Source organism: Kitasatospora cinereorecta (genome assembly GCF_024172095.1).
Classification (GTDB): Bacteria; Actinomycetota; Actinomycetes; order Streptomycetales; family Streptomycetaceae; genus Kitasatospora; species Kitasatospora cinereorecta.
The window spans coordinates 720,299-739,117 of record NZ_JAMZDX010000005.1; the positions used below are offsets into that span (position 1 = coordinate 720,299).

Annotated in this window: 16 protein-coding genes and 1 tRNA gene; 10 read left to right on the plus strand and 7 right to left on the minus strand. The window is 71.6% G+C overall.

The window, feature by feature from the left end; genetic code table 11:
* The first annotated feature begins 330 nt into the window (after positions 1 to 330).
* The 5 genes from FHR36_RS28875 (at position 331) to FHR36_RS28895 (ending at position 6,074) form a co-directional block, all read left to right on the plus strand.
* Positions 331 to 1,536, plus strand: a complete 1,206-nt coding sequence (locus FHR36_RS28875; protein ID WP_380230703.1) for a branched-chain amino acid ABC transporter substrate-binding protein — start codon at positions 331 to 333, stop codon at positions 1,534 to 1,536.
* A 92-nt stretch (positions 1,537 to 1,628) separates the two neighbouring features.
* Entirely contained in the window at positions 1,629 to 2,558 is a 930-nt protein-coding gene (locus FHR36_RS28880; protein WP_253801796.1) for a branched-chain amino acid ABC transporter permease, read from the plus strand.
* 5 nt (positions 2,559 to 2,563) lie between these two features.
* On the plus strand, positions 2,564 to 4,510 hold the full coding sequence (locus tag FHR36_RS28885; RefSeq protein WP_253801797.1) for a branched-chain amino acid ABC transporter permease: 1,947 nt from the start codon (positions 2,564 to 2,566) through the stop codon (positions 4,508 to 4,510).
* A gap of 8 nt (positions 4,511 to 4,518) precedes the next feature.
* Positions 4,519 to 5,361, plus strand: coding sequence for an ABC transporter ATP-binding protein (locus tag FHR36_RS28890; RefSeq protein WP_253802009.1), 843 nt, complete (start codon positions 4,519 to 4,521; stop codon positions 5,359 to 5,361).
* Entirely contained in the window at positions 5,358 to 6,074 is a 717-nt protein-coding gene (locus FHR36_RS28895) for an ABC transporter ATP-binding protein (protein WP_253801798.1), read from the plus strand. The genes FHR36_RS28890 and FHR36_RS28895 overlap by 4 nt, the downstream gene beginning before the upstream one ends.
* 98 nt (positions 6,075 to 6,172) lie before the next feature.
* On the opposite strand, the gene FHR36_RS28900 is transcribed toward FHR36_RS28895, so the two are convergent.
* Positions 6,173 to 7,213: a hypothetical protein gene (locus tag FHR36_RS28900; RefSeq protein WP_253801799.1), complete on the minus strand. Its 1,041-nt coding sequence runs from the start codon at positions 7,211 to 7,213 to the stop codon at positions 6,173 to 6,175.
* Positions 7,214 to 7,336: 123 nt separating this feature from the next.
* Positions 7,337 to 8,017 (minus strand): ANTAR domain-containing response regulator, encoded by a 681-nt coding sequence (locus FHR36_RS28905; RefSeq protein ID WP_301330744.1) that lies wholly within the window; start codon positions 8,015 to 8,017, stop codon positions 7,337 to 7,339.
* Positions 8,018 to 8,079: 62 nt separating this feature from the next.
* Between FHR36_RS28905 and FHR36_RS28910 the strand changes: the two genes are divergently transcribed.
* A tRNA-Leu gene (locus FHR36_RS28910) sits at positions 8,080 to 8,162 on the plus strand.
* Positions 8,163 to 8,275: 113 nt separating this feature from the next.
* Entirely contained in the window at positions 8,276 to 9,055 is a 780-nt protein-coding gene (locus FHR36_RS28915) for a helix-turn-helix domain-containing protein (protein ID WP_253801801.1), read from the plus strand.
* A gap of 9 nt (positions 9,056 to 9,064) precedes the next feature.
* On the opposite strand, the gene FHR36_RS28920 is transcribed toward FHR36_RS28915, so the two are convergent.
* A complete protein-coding gene (locus FHR36_RS28920) occupies positions 9,065 to 10,060 on the minus strand; it encodes a hypothetical protein (protein ID WP_253801802.1) in 996 nt (331 codons plus the stop codon).
* A gap of 169 nt (positions 10,061 to 10,229) precedes the next feature.
* Positions 10,230 to 11,657: a pyruvate kinase gene (gene pyk / locus FHR36_RS28925; protein WP_253801804.1), complete on the minus strand. Its 1,428-nt coding sequence runs from the start codon at positions 11,655 to 11,657 to the stop codon at positions 10,230 to 10,232.
* Between the two features lie 405 nt (positions 11,658 to 12,062).
* Here pyk and FHR36_RS28930 point away from each other — a divergent pair, with 405 nt between their 5' ends.
* Positions 12,063 to 13,898 (plus strand): bifunctional metallophosphatase/5'-nucleotidase, encoded by a 1,836-nt coding sequence (locus FHR36_RS28930; RefSeq protein ID WP_253801806.1) that lies wholly within the window; start codon positions 12,063 to 12,065, stop codon positions 13,896 to 13,898.
* A gap of 54 nt (positions 13,899 to 13,952) precedes the next feature.
* Here FHR36_RS28930 and FHR36_RS28935 read toward each other — a convergent pair whose 3' ends face one another.
* Both FHR36_RS28935 and FHR36_RS28940 read right to left on the minus strand, forming a co-directional pair.
* Complete coding sequence (locus FHR36_RS28935) at positions 13,953 to 15,947, minus strand: hypothetical protein (RefSeq protein ID WP_253801808.1); 1,995 nt, start codon at positions 15,945 to 15,947, stop codon at positions 13,953 to 13,955.
* Between the two features lie 187 nt (positions 15,948 to 16,134).
* Positions 16,135 to 16,503, minus strand: coding sequence for a DoxX family protein (locus FHR36_RS28940; protein ID WP_253801810.1), 369 nt, complete (start codon positions 16,501 to 16,503; stop codon positions 16,135 to 16,137).
* A 110-nt stretch (positions 16,504 to 16,613) separates the two neighbouring features.
* Between FHR36_RS28940 and FHR36_RS28945 the strand changes: the two genes are divergently transcribed.
* Entirely contained in the window at positions 16,614 to 16,979 is a 366-nt protein-coding gene (locus FHR36_RS28945; RefSeq protein ID WP_253801811.1) for a winged helix-turn-helix transcriptional regulator, read from the plus strand.
* A gap of 14 nt (positions 16,980 to 16,993) precedes the next feature.
* Positions 16,994 to 17,518 carry a GNAT family N-acetyltransferase gene (locus FHR36_RS28950; protein WP_253801812.1) on the plus strand — a complete coding sequence of 175 codons (525 nt, stop codon included), beginning with the start codon at positions 16,994 to 16,996 and terminating at the stop codon, positions 17,516 to 17,518.
* A gap of 64 nt (positions 17,519 to 17,582) precedes the next feature.
* Here FHR36_RS28950 and FHR36_RS28955 read toward each other — a convergent pair whose 3' ends face one another.
* The gene (locus tag FHR36_RS28955; protein ID WP_253801814.1) at positions 17,583 to 18,806 is read right to left on the minus strand and encodes an MFS transporter; all 1,224 of its coding nucleotides are present in this window, start codon (positions 18,804 to 18,806) and stop codon (positions 17,583 to 17,585) included.
* Between the last annotated feature and the right edge of the window lie 13 nt (positions 18,807 to 18,819).

An 18,819-nucleotide genomic window follows, 5' to 3' on the forward strand; every position in this document is an offset into this window, starting at 1 on the left:
CGCTCTCGTCCGATTATCGGATATCCCTTCGATGACCAGGAGTTTGCATCAGGCACTCTTCCACGCAGCGAGACGAGAGCCGGAATCCAGGCCTCCAAAGGGCCCGGATGACCACCATGTGAGATTTCTTCCGGGGGTGCTCATAACAAGAGAATCACAGCATGTCCGGACCCACTGCCCCCGCCGCCGAAGCCGGTTTAGAGTCACGGCCAGTCACCGCGCCAACGGATTGGGCCTGGCCCCAGCGCGCGACCCGGCACCGCCTTTTCCTGGCGCGGTGTCTTCCTGATCCAGAAGGGGACCCTCGTGCGTAAGAGTTCACTGCTTGTCGTGAGCATTGCAGTCACCGGAGCGCTCACCCTCTCCGCCTGCGGCTCGCGCGGTGAGAAGTCCGGATCCGAGAACGCCGGCGGCGGCACCAAGGTCGTCATCGGCGTCGACGCGCCGCTCACCGGCAAGCTCTCCGCCCTCGGCCTCGGCATCAAGAACTCGGTCGACCTGGCCGTGCAGAAGGCCAACAAGGAGAAGACCGTCCCCGGCGTCACCTTCGAGGTCCAGGGCCTCGACGACCAGGCCAACCCGACCTCCGGTCAGCAGAACGCCACCAAGCTGGTCGGCGACAAGACCGTCCTCGGCGTCGTCGGCCCGCTGAACTCCTCGGTGTCGCTGACCATGCAGAAGGTCTTCAACGACGCCAAGCTGGCCCAGGTCTCCCCGGCCAACACCAACCCGCAGCTGAGCCTCGGCCCGGACTGGGGCACCGGCAAGTTCGCCCGCCCGTACGCCTCGTACTTCCGCACCGCCACCACCGACGTGGTCCAGGGCAAGTTCGCCGCCCAGTACCTCTACAACGACGCCAAGAAGACCAAGGTCTTCGTCATCGACGACAAGAAGACCTACGGCGCGGGCCTCGCGAACATCTTCCAGGAGGAGTTCAAGAAGCTCGGCGGCACCGTCGTCGGCGCCGACCACATCAACCCGGACGACAAGGACTTCTCCGCCGTCGCCACCAAGGTCAAGGCCTCCGGCGCCGACTCCGTCTACTACGGCGGCGAGTACCCCGAGGGCGGCCCGCTGACCGACCAGATCAAGAAGGCCGGCGCCCAGATCCCGCTGTTCGGCGGCGACGGCCTGTACGACGACGAGTTCATCAAGCTGTCGAACAACAACAGCAACGGCGACCTCGCCACCTCCGTCGGCGCCCCGGTCGAGGAGCTCGACTCCGCCAAGGCCTTCATCGCCGACTACAAGGCGGCCGGCTACAAGGACCCGTACGCGGCCTACGGCGGCTACTCCTACGACGCCGCCTGGTCGATCATCGAGGCCGTCAAGGCCACCGTCGCCGCCAACGGCGGCAAGGTCCCGGACGACGCCCGCGCCAAGGTCATCGACGCCCTGAGCAAGGTCTCCTTCGACGGCGTGACCGGCAAGGTCTCCTTCGACCAGTACGGCGACACCAGCAACAAGCAGCTGACCGTCTACACGGTCAAGGACAACAAGTGGGTCTCCGTGAAGAGCGGCACCTACACCGGCTGACCTCGCACCGCCGGTAACCAGCGCTAGACCCGGGCGGGGGGTGCCAAGAGCGCCCCCCGCCTTTCCATTCCCCCATCCCACGGAGGCTTGCGGTGCACGAACTGCCGCAAAACCTGGCCAACGGCCTGATGCTCGGGCTGATGTACGGCCTGATCGCCGTCGGCTACACGATGGTCTACGGCATCGTCCAGCTCATCAACTTCGCCCATGGCGAGATCTTCATGATCGGCGGGTTCGGCGCCCTCACCGCCTACCTCGCCCTCCCCTCCGGCACCTCGCTGTGGCTGGCCCTGCCCGTCATGCTCGTCGGCGGCGTCATCGCCTCCGTCCTGGTCGCCACCGGAGCCGAGCGCTTCGCGTACCGCCCGCTGCGCACCGCACCGCGCCTCGCCCCGCTGATCACCGCGATCGGCCTGTCGATCGCCCTGCAGCAGGTCGTCTGGGCGTTCTACCCGGGTGCCAAGAAGGCCCGCACCTTCCCGCAGTTCCACGGCAACCCGATCGACCTCGGCGCCTTCCAGCTGCAGCGCAACGACATCTTCCTGCTGATCGCCGCGCCGCTGTGCATGCTCATCCTGGCCTCGTTCGTCCGCCTGACCCGCACCGGCCGCGCCATGCAGGCCACCGCGCAGGACCCGGACACCGCCAAGCTGATGGGCATCAACACCGACCGCATCATCGTGGTCGCGTTCGCCCTCGGCGCGGCCTTCGCCGCCGTCGCCGCCGTCGCCCACGGTCTCCGCTACGGCCAGGTCGACTTCATGATGGGCTTCATCGCGGGTCTCAAGGCCTTCACCGCCGCGGTCCTCGGCGGCATCGGCAACATCTACGGCGCCATGCTCGGCGGGCTGGTCCTCGGGATCGCCGAGTCGCTGGCCACCGCGTACATCCAGAACGTTCCCGGCATGCACCAGCTCGGCGGCGCCGGCTGGGCCAACGTCTGGGCGTTCGTCCTTCTCATCGTCGTCCTGCTCGTCAGACCACAGGGTCTGTTGGGCGAGCGCGTCGCAGACCGGGCGTGAGGCCAATGACCACCAAGACCCACGAGACCACCCCCGTCCTCCCGCTGCCCGAGGGCGTGGCCCGCGCCGTCGCGCTCGTCGGCGGTGTCATAGCGGCCGCCTCCGCCATGATGTCCTGGACCTGGACCAGCGACTTCCCCGGCGACCTCACCTACTACGGCTCCCCGGCCGGCCTGCAGTGGCTCGCCCTGGTCGGCGGCGCGCTCACCGCGCTGCTCGTCCTCGGCTCCTACGGCACCCCCGGCATCCGCTGGATCAGCCCCTCCGGCGGCAAGAACGGCATCCTGTTCGCCGCGCTCGGCACCATGGCGGTCTGCTGGTACACCGTCGCCGCCATCTCCATCCAGCTCGGCGGCCTCGCCAACCTGGAGCCCGGCGGCTGGGTCGCCGCGATCGGCTCGCTGATCGCCGTCCTCGGCGCCCTCGGCCTGCCGCTCGACCGCCGCCTCACCGTCAAGCAGCCCACCGTGCAGTGGTGGTGGTACGCCGTCGCGGCCGCCTCCGTCCTGTTCTGGTTCGGCCTCGACCAGGGCTGGGTCCTCGTCGCCATCCCCGACGGCATCGAGGACATCTTCACCACCAACACCTGGTTCTTCCTGACCCTCCCGGCCGCCATCCTGCTGTTCAAGGGCTGGCTGCTGCTGGACAAGGCGCTGCGGATCGGCCGCATCGAGCGCCCGCTCCCGGCAGTGCGCGAGCTGTCGTCCTGGATCGAGATCCTGCTGATCGCCGGGATCTTCGCGGTCGGCCTGGCCGCCGTCACCTTCGGCGTCTCCGCCGAGTACGGCGAGCTGTTCGTCGGCTACCTGCTGCTGATCGGCTTCGCCACCGCCGCGCTCAACTCCTCCGGCCTGCTGGCCCGGATCCGCGACCTGACCGCCAAGCACCGCGCGGTCACCACCGGCGGCGCGTTCGCCGCCGCGGGCGCCTTCCCCTTCACCCAGAGCAGCGACACCTACACGCTGATCGCGGTCAACATCCTGATCTTCGCCACCGTCGCCCTCGGCCTCAACGTCGTGGTCGGCCTGGCCGGTCTGCTCGACCTCGGCTACGTCGCCTTCCTCGGCGTCGGCGCCTACGCCGCCGCCCTGGTCTCCGGCTCGCCGTTCTCGGTCTTCCGCGGCGTGCACCTGCCCTTCCCGATCGCCGTCCTGATCGGCGCCCTCGCGGCCCTGGTCTTCGGCGTGGTCATCGGCGCGCCGACCCTCCGACTGCGCGGCGACTACCTCGCCATCGTCACCCTCGGCTTCGGTGAGATCTTCCGGATCACCATGAACAACATGGACGGCAACTCCGGCCCCAGCCTCACCAACGGCCCCAACGGCATCGCCGCGATCCCGGACGTCACCATGTTCGGCTTCGACTTCGGCAAGAGCCACAACATCCTCGGCATCGAGCTCGGCAAGTTCGGCAACTACCTGCTGCTGATGCTGGTCGCCACCGCCATCGTGGTCACCGTCTTCAGCCGGGTCTCCGACTCCCGGATCGGCCGCGCCTGGGTCGCCATCCGCGAGGACGAGACCGCCGCCGAGGCCATGGGCATCAACGGCTTCCGGGTCAAGCTGATCGCCTTCGCGCTCGGCGCCACCCTGGCCGGCCTCGCCGGCGCCGTCCAGGCCCACGTGGCCAGCGCCGTCTCCCCCGACCAGTACCTGTTCGCCGGCGCGGTGCCGCCCAACTCGGCCTTCCTGCTCGCCGCGGTCATCCTCGGCGGCATGGGCACCATCAGCGGCCCGCTGGTCGGCGCGGCGATGCTCTTCCTGATCCCCGCCAAGCTGCAGTTCCTGCAGTCGTACCAGCTGCTCGCCTTCGGCGTCGCGCTCATCCTGCTGATGCGCTTCCGCCCCGAGGGCCTGATCGCCAGCCGGCGGCAGAAGCTCGAGTACCACGAGGCGGACATCCCCGCCCAGGCCTCGCCGACCGACGACGCACTCTCCAAGGCAGGGGCGTGAACACCCAGATGACCACCGACACCGCCCCCACCACCACCGCCAAGCCGGTCCTCCAGGCCTCCGGCGTCGTGATGCGCTTCGGCGGCCTCACCGCCGTCAACAACGTCGACCTCACCGTCGGCGAAGGCGAGATCGTCGGCCTGATCGGCCCCAACGGCGCCGGCAAGACCACCTTCTTCAACTGCCTCACCGGCCTGTACGTCCCCACCGAGGGCACGGTGACGTACAAGGGCACGGTCCTGCCGCCCAAGCCGCACCTGGTCACCCAGGCCGGCATCGCCCGCACCTTCCAGAACATCCGGCTGTTCGCCAACATGACCGTCCTGGAGAACGTCCTGGTCGGCCGGCACACCCGGACCAACGAAGGCCTGTTCTCCGCCATCCTGCGCGGCCCCGGCTACAAGCGCGCCGAGGCCGAGAGCCGCGAGAAGGCCATGGAACTCCTGGAGTTCTGCGGACTGGCCAACAAGGCCCAGCACCTCGCCCGCAACCTCCCCTACGGCGAGCAGCGCAAGCTCGAGATCGCCCGCGCCCTCGCCAGCGAGCCCGGCGTGCTGCTGCTCGACGAGCCCACCGCCGGCATGAACCCCCAGGAGACCCGCGCCGCCGAGGAGCTGGTCTTCGCGATCCGCGACAAGGGGATCGCCATCCTGGTCATCGAGCACGACATGAAGTTCATCTTCAACCTGTGCGACCGCACCGCCGTGCTCGTCCAGGGCCAGAAGATCGTCGAGGGCGACAAGGAGACCGTCCAGAACGACGAGCGCGTCATCACCGCCTACCTCGGCGCCCCGCTCGAAGGCGCCGCCGAAGGCACCAGCACCACCGCCGGTACGGAGGACGACCAGTGACCGCTCTGCTCGAGGTCGAGGACCTCCGCGTCGCCTACGGCAAGATCGAGGCCGTCAAGGGCATCAGCTTCAAGGTCAACCAGGGCGAGGTCACCACCCTGATCGGCACCAACGGCGCCGGCAAGACCACCACCCTGCGGACCCTGTCCGGCCTGCTGAAGCCCACCTCCGGGAAGATCCTCTTCGACGGGGCGGCGCTCGACACCGTCCCCGCCCACAAGATCGTCTCCCTGGGCCTCGCCCACTCCCCCGAGGGCCGGCACATCTTCCCGCGGATGACCATCGAGGAGAACCTCCTCCTCGGCGCCTTCCTCCGCAAGGACTCCGCCGGCATCACCGAGGACATCGAGCGCGCCTACACGCTCTTCCCCATCCTCGGCGAACGCCGCAAGCAGGCCGCCGGCACCCTCTCCGGCGGCGAGCAGCAGATGCTCGCCATGGGCCGCGCCCTGATGTCCCGGCCCAAGCTGCTCATGCTGGACGAGCCCTCCATGGGCCTGTCCCCGCTGATGATGCAGAAGATCATGGCCACCATCGTCGAGCTCAAGGCCTCCGGCATGACCATCCTGCTCGTCGAGCAGAACGCCCAGGCGGCGCTCTCGCTCTCCGACCAGGGCTACGTCATGCAGACCGGCCACATCGTGCTCAACGGCACCGGTGCCGACCTGCTGCGCGACGAGTCCGTGCGCAAGTCCTACCTCGGCGAGGACTGACCGCCCGCACCCGCACACGACGGAGCCCGTCGGACCCCCCGGTCCGACGGGCTCCGCCGTTCCCCCGTCCCCGCTCCCCCGGTCTCTGTGGGCCCCCGTCAGTCGATCACGCAGTCGGCCGGCTTCGCGCCCTGCGGACACGGGAACCGCTTCACCGACTTCGCGTACGCGACCGCGTCCACCGCCGTCCGCTCCGGGATCCGCGCCTGCCACTGCGGGCTGCGCACCACCGCCTCCCACGCCGACAGGCCCAGCGGCGGCCGGTCCCGGGTCACCGTGATCGGGATCCCGCCCTTGCCCGACTCCTGGTCCAACGTCGCATTGGCCGCCGTCACCGACACATAGTCGCCGTCCGCCCGGCGAAGCTTCACCACCTGGTCGTACAGCCCGACCACGTCGGTCCCGGTGATGTAACTCATCATCAGCGAACCGTCCGGCAGCGTGGTCGTCCGGCACATCGGCTTCTCGTTGCCCGGCTTGCGCGGCCCCTCGTCCGAACCCCCCGGCCAGCCCTCGCAGCTCATCGTCCCCGCCGTACCCGGCGAACCGTGACTGAACTCCACCATCACCGTCGACAGCCCGAACCCGTCGTCGTACTGCACCTCGATGTAGTGCTCACCCCCGCGGTTGTTGTAGTTCACCGCGAACGGATCGAGATTGGTCAACCGGGCACCCGGCGGCAACTGGTCGGCGAAGATCTTCAGCATCCCCTGCCAGGTCATGTCCACCATCGGCCCGGTCGGCGACGGACTCGGCAACGGACTCAGCGACGGCGACGAACCCGCCGGCGCACCCGACGCCCCCGACGCACCCGCACTCACCACCGACGACGGCGCCCCGTCCGCCGCCTGCACATCCGCCGACCCGCCGAACCGGGGCACCAGCAGCACCCCCGCCGCCACCACCCCGCACGCCACCAGCGTCGACCCCGCCGCCTGCACGGCCCGCCGGACCCTGCGGCGGCGCTTCCCCAGCCGCACCCCCTCCGCGACCATGGCCCGGACAGGCGGCATCAGCTCCTCGACGCTCCCCTCGAGCAGCCTGGTCAGATCGTCTTCAAGCCCCATGCCGGGATCCCTCGTCGTGTCCGTCGTTTCCCCACACCGGTACACACGCGACGCCGCGCCCGAAGGTCTCACCCCAGTTCACGCGCGACCACCACCCCCGACCACCGCCCCCGACCACCGCCCCCGGACACGCCGAGGCCCCGCCGCACGACTGCACGCGACGGGGCCCGACGGATCGCACCGGTGGGAACGGGCTCAGCCCTCGGCCTCGGCCTTCTTCCGGTCCTGGGCCGCACCCTCCTCGATCACGGCCTCCGCCACCGCGGCCATCGTCATCCGGCGGTCCATCGACGTCTTCTGGATCCACCGGAACGCCGCCGGCTCGGTCAGCCCGAACTTCGTCTGCAGCACGCTCTTCGCCCGGTCCACCAGCTTGCGGGTCTCCAGCCGCTGCGAGAGATCCGCGATCTCCTGCTCCAGCGTCCGCATCTCGGTGTACCGCGACACCGCCATCTCGATCGCCGGCACCAGGTCGCTCTTGCTGAACGGCTTCACGATGTACGCCATCGCACCCGCGTCCCGGGCCCGGTCGACCAGCTCCCGCTGCGAGAACGCGGTCAGCATCAGCACCGGCGCCAGGTGCTGCTCGTGGATCCGCTCCGCCGCCGACAGTCCGTCCAGCACCGGCATCTTCACGTCGAGGATCGCCAGGTCCGGCCGCAAGTCCTCGACCAGCTTCACCGCCGTCTCGCCGTCCCCGGCCTCACCGACGACGGTGTACCCCTCCTCCTCCAGCATCTCCTTCAGGTCGAGACGGATCAGCGCCTCGTCCTCGGCAATCACAATTCGGGTGATCTGGGGCGACTCGGTCTCAAGCGGCTGGGGCTGCTCGTCGGCGGTGCTCACGGGGCTCCTCGTTCCGGCGGGGTACTGCATGCACGAGCCTACCTAGCTGCGCCTGTCCGTGCGCACAGGGTATCCTTCACGGGCACCGCCTCGCCGGGTTGGTGGAACGGCATACACGATCGCCTCAAAAGCGATTGCCTGAAAGGGCTTGCGGGTTCGAATCCCGCACCCGGCACCCTCGATTACCTTCATTTTGCAGATCTCGCGGCCATACGTGGAATTCATCACCCCGGGTGAAAACCGCAGCGAGCGTCCACCGGACGGCCCAGGCGTCCACATGCTGATCGCATGACCGACCCGTCCCTTCGCGAACAGGCCGTCCACCTGCTCCGCAGCGGCGAAGCCAACGCCGCCGTCGCCCGCCGCCTCGGCGTCCCGCCCGGCACCGTCGGGTACTGGAAACACCTGGACCGCGCCCGCCGGGGCGAGACCTCCACCCGGCAGCGGCCGCTGTGCCACCGGTGCCACGACGACCAGCTGGACCGCACCGCCTACGTCTACCTGCTCGGCCTCTACCTGGGGGACGGACACCTGCCCGACCCGCGGGGTCGCACACCGCATCTCGTCATCAGCTGCGACAACAAGTGGCCGGGCGTGATGGATTCCGTCGAACAGGCCATGCGGGCGGTCTTCCCCCGGAACCGGACGTGCCGCGTGGCGCGCGTCGGCTGCCACGACGTCAAGGTCTACTCGACCCACCTGCCCTGCCACTTCCCCCAGCACGGCCCCGGGAGGAAGCACGAGCGGACCATCGCACTGGAGGTCTGGCAGGAGGAGTTGGTGGGCGCCCACCCGTGGGACCTGATCCGGGGCCTGATCCACTCCGACGGCTGCCGGATCACCAACTGGGCCACCCGGACCGTCCGCGGCGAGGTCCGCCGGCACGAGTATCCGCGCTACTTCTTCACCAACACGTCCGGCGACATCGTGCGCCTGTTCACCACCACCCTGGACGCGGTCGGGGTGGAGTGGAAGGAGACCCGGCGGGCGTCGGGAGCCGTGAACGTCTCCGTCGCCCGGCGGGACTCCGTGGCCCTGCTGGACCACCACGTCGGCCCGAAGTGCTGAGGCGTCCGGTCAGCCGAGGGGGCCGCTGGACTTGAGGTCGGTGGCGTGGAAGGCGGCGGTGGCGGGGGCCGCGTCGGGGGCGTCGGTGACGGAGAGGGTGTAGTCGCCGTCGGTGGCGCCGTCGAAGACGAACCAGGCGGCCTCGTTCTGGAACAGCGGGTGGTCGGGGTAGATGGCCTCGATGGGGGCGCGGGTGGGGCCGACCTCCTGGCCGCCGGGGAGCCTGAGGCGGAGCATGGAGCCGTCGACGGCCATCCCGGCGGGGCCGACGTTGCCCTTCATGTCGAAGACGACGAGCAGCGAGCGCTGTCCGCGCTTGAGGGCGGTGACGCCGCCGCCGTCGCCGTAGTCGGCGCGCAGCTGGGCGTACTTGAGGGTGAGGGTGAGGCGTCCGGAGGTGAGGGCGGGGGTGGGGAGGGTGAGGTCGACGGGCTTGAGGTCGACGGCTTCGCGGCCGCCCTTGCCGAGGGGGACGACGGCTTGGGCTTCGGCGGCGTCGCCGAGGACGAGGGAGGCGCCGTCGAAGCTGAAGGGGTGGCCGGCACTGGTGTAGGCGCTGAAGGTGAGGGGCAGCGGGTTGGTGGCGCCGGGGGTGGGGGGTACGGCGGTGCCGGGGTCGCCGGTGATGGGGGTGCCGGCGATGTCGATGGCGATGTCGGGCCAGTCGCGGATGGCGCCGGTTTTGAAGGTGTTGGTGACGGCGGTGTCGATGACGAGCTTGTAGGAGCCGCTGGTGGCGTCGCCGGGGGTGTAGGTGGCGGACTTGACCTCGAACTTGAGGCCGCCCTTGTAGACGGTCCGGCCGATCTGGACGGTCTTGGCGGCGGTGGCGCCGGTGCCGGTGCCGCCGCCCGAGCCGCCCTGGCCCGCGGGGCTGACCGTGGTGGTGGCCGGCGGTGCGCCGTTGGCGGGTGCCTTGTCGCCGGAGGGGTCGCAGGCGGTGGCGAGGGCGGCGGTGAGGATGGCGGCCGCGAGGGCGGCCGCGGGTCTGGTGAGGCTGCTCATGGTGGTGGGGTCTCCCTCCCTGCGGCGCCGCCTTGTGGTGTGGTGAGGTGCGGGGCGCCGTCGGCAGGAAGGTACCCGGGCGCGGTGGGCCCGCACCGGTCCGTGACGGTACCGGGACGGACCCGCCGCGCTTTGGTGAAGACGTGTGCGAACTCGCCTTCCGGTCGGGTCAGTTGTTGAGTTCTCCGACGTGGTGGACGCGGACCAGGTTGGTGGAGCCGGCGAGGCCGGGCGGGGAGCCGGCGGTGATGACGACGATGTCGCCGCGTTGGCAGCGGCCGAGGCTGAGCAGGGCGGCGTCGACCTGGGCGACCATCTCGTCGGTGGTGGGGACGAAGGGGCCGAGGAAGGTCTCGACGCCCCAGGTGAGGGCGAGTTGGCTGCGGACGGCGGGTTCGTAGGTGAAGGCGAGGACGGGGATGGGCGAGCGGTAGCGGGTGAGGCGGCGGGCGGTGTCGCCGCTCTGGGTGAAGGCGATGAGGTACTTGGCGTCGAGGAAGTCGCCGATCTCGGCGGCGGCGCGGGCGACGGCGCCGCCCTGGGTGCGGGGCTTGTTGTTCTCGGTGAGCGGGGGGAGTCCGGCGGCGAGGATGTCCTCCTCGGCGGCTTCGATGATCCGGCTCATGGTGCGGACGGTCTCGACGGGGTACTTGCCGACGGCGGTCTCGCCGGAGAGCATCACGGCGTCGGTGCCGTCGAGGACGGCGTTGGCGACGTCGGAGGCCTCGGCGCGGGTGGGCCGGGAGGCGTGGATCATCGAGTCGAGCATCTGGGTGGCGACGATGACCGGCTTGGCGTTGCGCTTGGCCAGTTTGATGGCGCGCTTCTGGACGAGCGGCACCTGTTCCAGGGGGAGTTCGACGCCGAGGTCGCCGCGGGCGATCATGATGCCGTCGAAGGCGTCGATCACGGCTTCGAGGTTCTCGACGGCCTGCGGCTTCTCGAGTTTGGCGATGACGGGGACCCGGCGGCCTTCCTCGGCCATGATGCGGTGGACCTCGTCGGCGTCGCGTCCGCTGCGGACGAAGGAGAGGGCGACGAGGTCGGCTCCGGTCCGCAGGGCCCAGCGCAGGTCGGCGACGTCCTTGTCGCTGAGCGCGGGTACGGAGACGCGGACGCCGGGGAGGTTGAGTCCCTTGTGGTCGGAGACCAGGCCGCCTTCGAGGACGGTGCAGCGGATGCGGGGTCCGTCGATGCGGGTGACCTCGAGGGCGACCCGGCCGTCGTCGACGAGGATCCGCTCGCCCGGGCCGACGTCGTCGGCGAGGCCGGGGTAGGTGGTGCCGCACATCTCGCGGTCGCCGCGGACGTCCTCGACGGTGATGGTGAACTCGTCGCCGCGTTCAAGGAGTACGGGCCCGTCGGCGAAGGTGCCCAGTCGAATCTTCGGGCCTTGGAGATCGACGAGGACGCCGACCGAGCGGCCGGCCTCGTCGGAGGCCTTGCGGACCCGGCGGTAGCGCTCCTCGTGTTCGAGCTGGGAGCCGTGGGTGAGGTTGAGTCGGGCGATGTCCATGCCGGCGGTGACCAAGGCCTTGATCTGGTCGTACGAGTCCGCGGCGGGCCCGAGGGTACAGACGATTTTTGCTCGGCGCATGGCTCTGAGCGTAGGCATTACCGGTGCGTAACAGCGGGGTTCCGGCGGCCTCCCCCATGGCTGTTCACGAAAGATTTGATTAACAACCTGACACAACGGGCCCGGTCGGCCGCCGAGTTGTCGGGCCGTCCGAAGATGGGGGCTCGTCGTTGGTCTCGCACGCCCGCTCGGAGGGCGCGCACCACCGCTCGGGGTGGGAGCGGTGCGCACCGTTGACGGACGTGCGTACGGACGTGCGTACGCATGGGCGTCGCCAAGATCTCATCTGCCGGAAACGTCCGGGGGCTGGTCCCGGGCGCGGTTCACGGGCAGACTTCTACGCGCGTTTCTCTACGCGCGTCACCAGGCCCGCGCCGCTGTGGCGCGCCCGTCTGACGGTCCGTCCGCCCCACGTTGGAGTCGTCCATGCCCCTGAACCGCCGTGACTTCGTCACCCGCTCGGCCGCGACCGCGGCCGGTGCCGCCCTGGTCGGCGGCGCGTCGGTCGCCGCCGCGAGCCCCGCCGCGGCGGCCGACGCCGACTCCGCCGAGTCCCGCGGGCACGGCCCGGCGAAGGCGAAGCAGACCTTCACCGTGATGGGCACCACCGACCTGCACGGCCGGGTGCTCAACTGGGACTACTTCACCGACGCCGAGTACGACGACAAGGCGCACAACGACGTCGGCCTGGCCAAGATCTCCACCCTGGTCAAGCAGATCCGCGCCGAGAAGGGCTGCGAGCGCACCCTGCTGATCGACGCCGGCGACATCATCCAGGGCACCCAGCTCACCTACTACTTCGCCCGGGTCGAGCCGATCACGGCCAAGAAGAACCCGCCCCGGCACCCGATGGCCGAGGCGATGAACGCGATCGGCTACGACGCGGCCGCCCTCGGCAACCACGAGTTCAACTACGGCATCCCGGTCGTGCGGGCCTTCGAGGAGCAGTTGGACTTCCCCCTGCTGGGCGCCAACGCGCTGCACGCCAAGAACGAGAAGCCGGCCTTCCCCCCGTACGTGATCAAGGAGCTGCACCTGGGCCACGGCCGGCCGCTGCGGGTGGGCATCCTGGGTCTGACCAACCCGGGCATCGCGATCTGGGACAAGGCCAACGTGCAGGGCCAGATGGTCTTCCCGGGCATCGTGGAGATGGCGAAGAAGTACGTGCCGCGGATGAAGGCGGCCGGTGCCGACGTGGTGATCGTCTCGGCGCACTCGGGCATCGACGAGCCGTCCTCGTACGGCGACCAGCTGCCCTGGCCGGAGGACGCGTCCGGGGAGATGGCCGCCACGGTGCCGGGCATCGACGCGGTGCTGGTCGGCCACACCCACAAGGAGGTGGCGCAGCGCCTGGTCGCCAACAAGGAGACCGGGAAGAACGTCGTGCTGTCCGAGCCGCTGTGCTGGGCGCAGCGGCTGTCCTGCTTCGACTTCGAGGTGGAGTTCGCGAAGGGCCACTGGACGGTGACCTCGGTGTCCTCGCGGGTGCTGAACACCAACACGGTGCCCGAGGACCAGGCGATCGTGCGGCTGATCGCGGACCAGCACAAGAAGGTGGTGACGTACGTCAACCAGGTGATCGGCACCTGCAAGGCCGAACTGTCCATCGCCGAGGCGCGGTTCAAGGACGTGGCGATCATCGACCTGATCGGCCGGGTGCAGGCGGACGCGGTGAAGGCGGCGCTGGCCGGCGGCCAGTACGCGAACCTGCCGGTGCTGGCGCAGGCGGCGCCGTTCAACCGCACGGCGGTGATCCCGGCGGGTGAGGTGAAGCTGCGGGACGCGGCGGGCCTGTACATCTACGAGAACACGCTGGAGGCCCGGCTGCTGACGGGTGCCCAGATCAAGGACTACCTGGAGTACTCGGCGAAGTACTACGCCCAGCTGGCCCCGGGCGCCCCGATCAACCTGGACACGCTGACCAACCAGGCGGACACGCCGGACTACAACTACGACTCGGTGTACGGCGTCTCGTACGACATCGACATCTCGCAGCCGGTCGGTTCGCGGATCGTCAACCTGTCGTACGAGGGCAAGCCGGTGGACGCGGCGCAGCAGTTCGTGCTGGCGGTGAACAACTACCGGGCCAACGGCGGCGGCAACTTCCCGCACGTGGCGACGGCGACCAAGGTGTGGTCGAACTCGGACGAGATCCGCAACACGATGATCGCCTGGGTGAAGGCCAAGGGTGTCATCGACCCGGCGGACTTCGGCGGCGTGACCTGGCGGCTGGTGCGGGCGGGCGTCCCGCTGTTCCAGTAGGCACTGCGCGCCGGAGGCCGGTCCCCGCTCGGGCGGGGGCCGGCCTTCGGCGTGTCAGCGGCGGCGGAAGAGGCGCTTCAGCAGCGAGGGTCGGTCGTCGGCCCGGACGCGGTCGGCGGGCTCGACGGTCCCGGGCTCGACGGTCCCGGGAGCGTCGGCGTCCGCCACCGCCTCGGCCTCCTCGCCGGTCCCGGCGGTGTCGCCGCTCTCGGCGTCCTCGGCGGTGAGGCGGTCGAGCAGCTCGCGGGCGGCGGCGAGCCGGTCGGGTTCGGCCCACGGGCAGGCCAGCAGCAGTCGGCAGACCGAGGGCAGGATGGTGACCGCGCGCTGCCGGTGGGCGCGGCTGTCGGCGGCCAGCCGGTGGGCCAGGAGGCGGCCGACGTCGGCGCGGGTCTCCGGGTGGACCCAGGCGACGGTGACCAGGGCGAAGCCGGCGGCCTCGGCGACCCAGTCCTCGGGGCCCAGCAGCAGGTCGGCGAGGATCCGGTGCCGGTCGGCGTCGGCCCAGGGCTGGTCGGTGCGGTGGTGGGCGATGCCGAGGCAGGCGAAGGCCTGCACGGCGCGGATCCACAGTTCGGGGTGGTGGGCGCGCAGGGCGGCGCCGATCTCGTCCTCGCGGGGCGCGGGCGGGTGGGCGAGGACGCCGAGCAGGTCGGCGGGCGGGAGGCCGGCCAGCCGTACCGCGTGGTCGTAGGCGGCGGGCAGGGTGGACCAGACGACCTCGGCGGTGTCGCGGACCAGGGCGGCCGCGTGGTCGGAGGGGGCGGGGACGGCGGGTCTGGGCACGGTGCCGTCCCAGTCCCAGATCCGGGTGGTCGAGGGGCGGACGGGCGTCCGGGGGTCGGGCTCCAGGACGGCCCGGTAGGTGACCCGGGCGTCGGGGGCGGCGAGGCGGACGGCCAGCAGGCTGCTGGGGGGTTCCAGGGCGGAGACGGTGAGGTCGATCCGGGCCGGCCCGCGGGTGTCGGAGCCGGTTTCAGGGCCGGTCCCGGGGTCCGTACCGGAGGCGGTGTCGACCGCGGCGAGGAAGCGGTGCAGGGCGTTGACGGTGGCCTCGCCGGTCCCGTGGACGGCCCCGAGCCAGGGCTGCTCGCGGCTGTGGCGGGCGAGCAGCTCGGCGGCGTACTCGTGGTCGGGGTGGTCGCGCAGGTGGTCGGCGAGGGCGAGCAGGTGGACGGTGCCGCCGTCGCGCCCGTGGCGTACGCCGTGCCGGGCGGGGCCGGCCTTGGGGTGGTCGGGTTCGGTGGCGAGCACCCGGTCGAGCCAGGGCAGGCCCTCGGCGGGACGGCCGGTGGCGGCGTACAGCTCGGCGATGTCGACGGCCAGGTAGCTGTCGGGCCGGGCGGCGTGGGCGGCCTGCCAGACGGTGAGGGCCCGGTCGGGCTGTCCGTCGGCGCGCAGGGCGTTGCCCAGCAGCACGGCGGTGAGGTGCTGGGGGGCGAGGCGGTGGGCGCGTTCGGCGAGGTCGACGGCGTACGGGGTGTCGCCGAGGCGGCGGATCAGGCCGGAGGCGAAGGCGAGCAGGACGGGGTGGTCGCGGTGGTGGACGACCACCCGGCGGACCAGGTCCTCGAAGGGGCGCAGCGCGGGGCGGAGCTCCTCGGGGGCCGGGTCGGGCAGGACGCCGGCGATCCGGGCGGCGCTCTGGGCGACGCCGTCGGGGGCGAGCAGAGCGGGCAGGTCGGCGCGGGCCAGCCAGGTGGTGTCGGCCCAGGGCCGGTCGGGGGCGTGGCGGATGGCGGAGGCGAGCAGGGAGACCGCGCTGTCCCAGTCGCCGGCGGCGGCCTGGACGTGGGCGCGGCAGACCACGGTGCCGAGGTAGACCTGGCCGTCGAGCGGGAAGTGCTCGAGAGCGGCGGCGGGGCCGCCGGCGCGGGCGCAGAACTCGGCGAGGGCTTCGTGGAGTTCGGGCAGTTGCGGGTCGGCGACCATGGCGTCGGCGAGGTGCTCGGCGGCGTGCGCGAGGTTCCCGGAGTCGATGGCGAGCCGGGCGACGGCCACCTCGCCCTGGGCCTCGAGCCGCTCGTCTCCGCGGTCCGCGTGCTGCATGTGCCCCGCTCCCCTGGGTCCCGGTCCGGCGTGCCGGTTCGAACACGCCGTCGGGTCGAGCCTAGGCCGTCGGTTCGCCCACCACCCGGCCGGGGCGGGCACCCGTGCGGCAGCCGGGTGCCACCGCCCGGGCCGACGCGGGGTGCCCGCGGGCGCCGGCCGGGGTGCCCACGGGCGCCGGGGCGGGTCAGCCGCCGATGCGGCCGACCGCGACCAGGGCGGCGAGCAGGAACAGCACGGCGTTCATCGGCAGCGAGGAGGTCTCGCCGCGCTTGAGGTGGAGCCGCGCGGCGGCCAGCTGGACGACGGCCAGGCCGGCGGCGGCGAGCGGGGTGAGGACCTGGGCGATGCCGGTGGCCTGGGGCAGCACCAGGCCGAGGGCGCCGAGGATCTCGACCAGGCCGATGGCGCGCACTCCGCCGTCGGTGTAGTCGGCGGCCCAGCCCATCCGGGGGTCGGTGAGGAGCTGCTCGCGGGGCCGGCCGGCCTTGGTCAGGCCGGCGGCGAGATAGAGGGCGGCGAGCAGGCCGGCGGTGATCCAGAGTGCGATGTTCAACGGGGGCTCCTGGGCCGATGGTTACCATTGGTGCGTTACCGCATGATGGGTTACTCGGACGGGCGGTACAAAAGGCACACCGGTGTGCCTCAGGAACACGGAGGTGACCGATGGCCGGGCGCGACTGCCAGGACGGGAACGAGGGCCGGGCGGTCCGGGAGCTGCTCGACCGGATCGGCGACAAGTGGAGCCTGCTGGTGATCGGCACGCTGCGGCAGGGCCCGCTGCGCTTCGGGGAGCTGCAGCAGCAGGTCGGGGGCATCTCGCAGCGGATGCTCACCCTCACCCTTCGGCACCTGGAGCGGGACGGGCTGGCCACCCGCACGGTGTTCGCCGAGGTTCCGCCCCGGGTCGAGTACGAGCTGACCGCGCTCGGCCGTACGCTGATCCCCTTGGTGGGGGCGCTGGCCGAGTGGGCCGCGAGCAACCACCTGCTGATCGACGCCAACCGGGCCCGGTTCGACGCGGCCCGCTGACCTGGGGAGCGAGCGTGACGGGTGCCGAGGTGTTCTCCACCGAGCGGTTGACCGTCCGGCAGTGGGAGCCGGCCGACCGGGACCGGGCGTTCGACCTGTACTCCCGCTGGGAGGTGGCGCGCTGGTTGGGCCGCGAGCCGCGGGCACTGGAGTCGCCGGCCGAGGCGGACGCCCTGGTGCAGCGCTTCCGCGACCGCTCGGCGGACCCGCGGTTCGGGGTCTGGGCGGTCGAGGTGCGCGCAACCGGTACGGTCGCGGGCTCGGTGCTGCTGGTGCCGATCCCGGACGGGGACGGCGAGGTGGAGATCGGCTGGCACTTCCACCCGGACTCCTGGGGCCGGGGCTACGCCACCGAGGCCGCCCGGGCCGGGCTGGCCAAGGGCTTCGCCGACGGCCTGGCCGAGATCCACGCGGTGGTCCGCCCGGACAACGAGCCGTCCCTGGCGGTCTGCCGCCGGCTCGGGATGACGCCGCTCGGCCGGACCGACCGCTGGTACGGCACCGAGCTGGAGGCGTTCCGGATCACCCGCCCGGCCTGAGCACAGCCTGAGCACGACCTGAGCCCGGCCCGTCCACGCCCCGCCGCGGACCCGCGGGTGCGTCTCAGCGGGCGGGCGCGGACATCCGCTCCAGGTGCAGCAGCGCGGGGACGGCGGCGAGGCTGAGCGCGCCGAGGAACACCCAGGGCCAGCCCGGCCCGGCGCCCAGCAGCAGGGTGAACAGGCCGGGTGCGAGGGTCTGCCCGACCGTCCAGGAGAGCTGGTTGACCGCCAGGTAGCGGCCGCGCAGGTCGGGGTGGGCAAGGCCGACGCTCAGCTCCTCCGCGTACGGGCCGGCCACCGTCTCCGCGGTGTTGTACACCACCATCGCCACCACCACGCCGGCCGGGACGGCCCAACCGGGCGCCGCGGCGAGCCCGCCGAACAGGGCGAAGGCGACGGCGTTGAGCAGGGCGCCGGCCGCGACCACCCGGGTGGCCCGGTGGCGCCGCAGGCGCCGGGCGACGGCGGTCTGGGTCAGCACCACCTGGGCACTGTTGAGCACCAGCAGCGCGCCGGCCAGCCACGCCTGCTGGTGCAAACCCTCGGTGAGGTAGAGCGCCAGCAGCAGGCCGAGCACCAGCGAGGAGAACACGGCCGCCAGGTTGGTCACCACCAGCAGCAGGTAACGGCGGTCGCGCAGCACGGTGCGGTACGAGCCCGCCATCGCCTCCCGGACGGCCGGCGCCCCGGCCGGGCGCCAGGCCGCCAGCAGCGCGGCGGCGAGCGCGAAGCTGGCCGCGTTCAGGACGACGACCACCCGCAGACCGCCGGTGCCGCCGGCGGCCAGCAGCAGGGCGCCGAGCGCGCCGCCGACCGCCAGTCCGCCGTTGCGCAGCGACCCGATCAGCGCGAACCAGCGCGGCCGCTCCGCCGGCTCCGCCGCCAGCACCACCAGCCCGGTCGAGGCCGTCCAGTACGCGGCGGTGCCGATCTGCGCCAGCCAGACCACCGTGACGATCTGCCACACCTGTTCGGCGCCGAGGAAGCCCGCGTACGCGACGGCGGAGAGCAGGTTGGCGGCGGCGGCGACCCGGCGGGCGTCGAAGCGGTCGATCACCGGCCCGGTCAGCAGCGCGGTGGGCAGGGCGAGCAGCCGGGCGAGGCTGATCGCGGCGCCGATGGAGGTCAGCGCAAGGGTGGTGGTACGGGCGAACCAGACGACGGTGAAGGCGAGCAGCAGGCCGGTGCCGAGGCTGTCGACCAGGTGGGCGCCGATCAGCTTGCGCTGCCCCCGGGTTGACGCGGGGTCGGCGGCCTGGGCGGGAGCGGTGGTGACGGTGGTCATGGCACCGATCCTC

What these genes read in the sequence shown, in the direction of transcription:
- FHR36_RS28885 (WP_253801797.1), top strand. Translation starts at nt 2,564, where the DNA reads ATGACCACCAAGACCCACGAGACCACCCCCGTCCTCCCGCTGCCCGAG.
- FHR36_RS28920 (WP_253801802.1), bottom strand. Translation starts at nt 10,060, where the DNA reads ATGAGCAGCCTCACCAGACCCGCGGCCGCCCTCGCGGCCGCCATCCTC.
- FHR36_RS28890 (WP_253802009.1), top strand. Translation starts at nt 4,519, where the DNA reads ATGACCACCGACACCGCCCCCACCACCACCGCCAAGCCGGTCCTCCAG.
- FHR36_RS28905 (WP_301330744.1), bottom strand. Translation starts at nt 8,017, where the DNA reads ATGCAGTACCCCGCCGGAACGAGGAGCCCCGTGAGCACCGCCGACGAG.
- FHR36_RS28945 (WP_253801811.1), top strand. Translation starts at nt 16,614, where the DNA reads ATGGCCGGGCGCGACTGCCAGGACGGGAACGAGGGCCGGGCGGTCCGG.
- FHR36_RS28955 (WP_253801814.1), bottom strand. Translation starts at nt 18,806, where the DNA reads ATGACCACCGTCACCACCGCTCCCGCCCAGGCCGCCGACCCCGCGTCA.
- FHR36_RS28935 (WP_253801808.1), bottom strand. Translation starts at nt 15,947, where the DNA reads ATGCAGCACGCGGACCGCGGAGACGAGCGGCTCGAGGCCCAGGGCGAG.
- pyk (WP_253801804.1), bottom strand. Translation starts at nt 11,657, where the DNA reads ATGCGCCGAGCAAAAATCGTCTGTACCCTCGGGCCCGCCGCGGACTCG.
- FHR36_RS28930 (WP_253801806.1), top strand. Translation starts at nt 12,063, where the DNA reads ATGCCCCTGAACCGCCGTGACTTCGTCACCCGCTCGGCCGCGACCGCG.
- FHR36_RS28915 (WP_253801801.1), top strand. Translation starts at nt 8,276, where the DNA reads ATGACCGACCCGTCCCTTCGCGAACAGGCCGTCCACCTGCTCCGCAGC.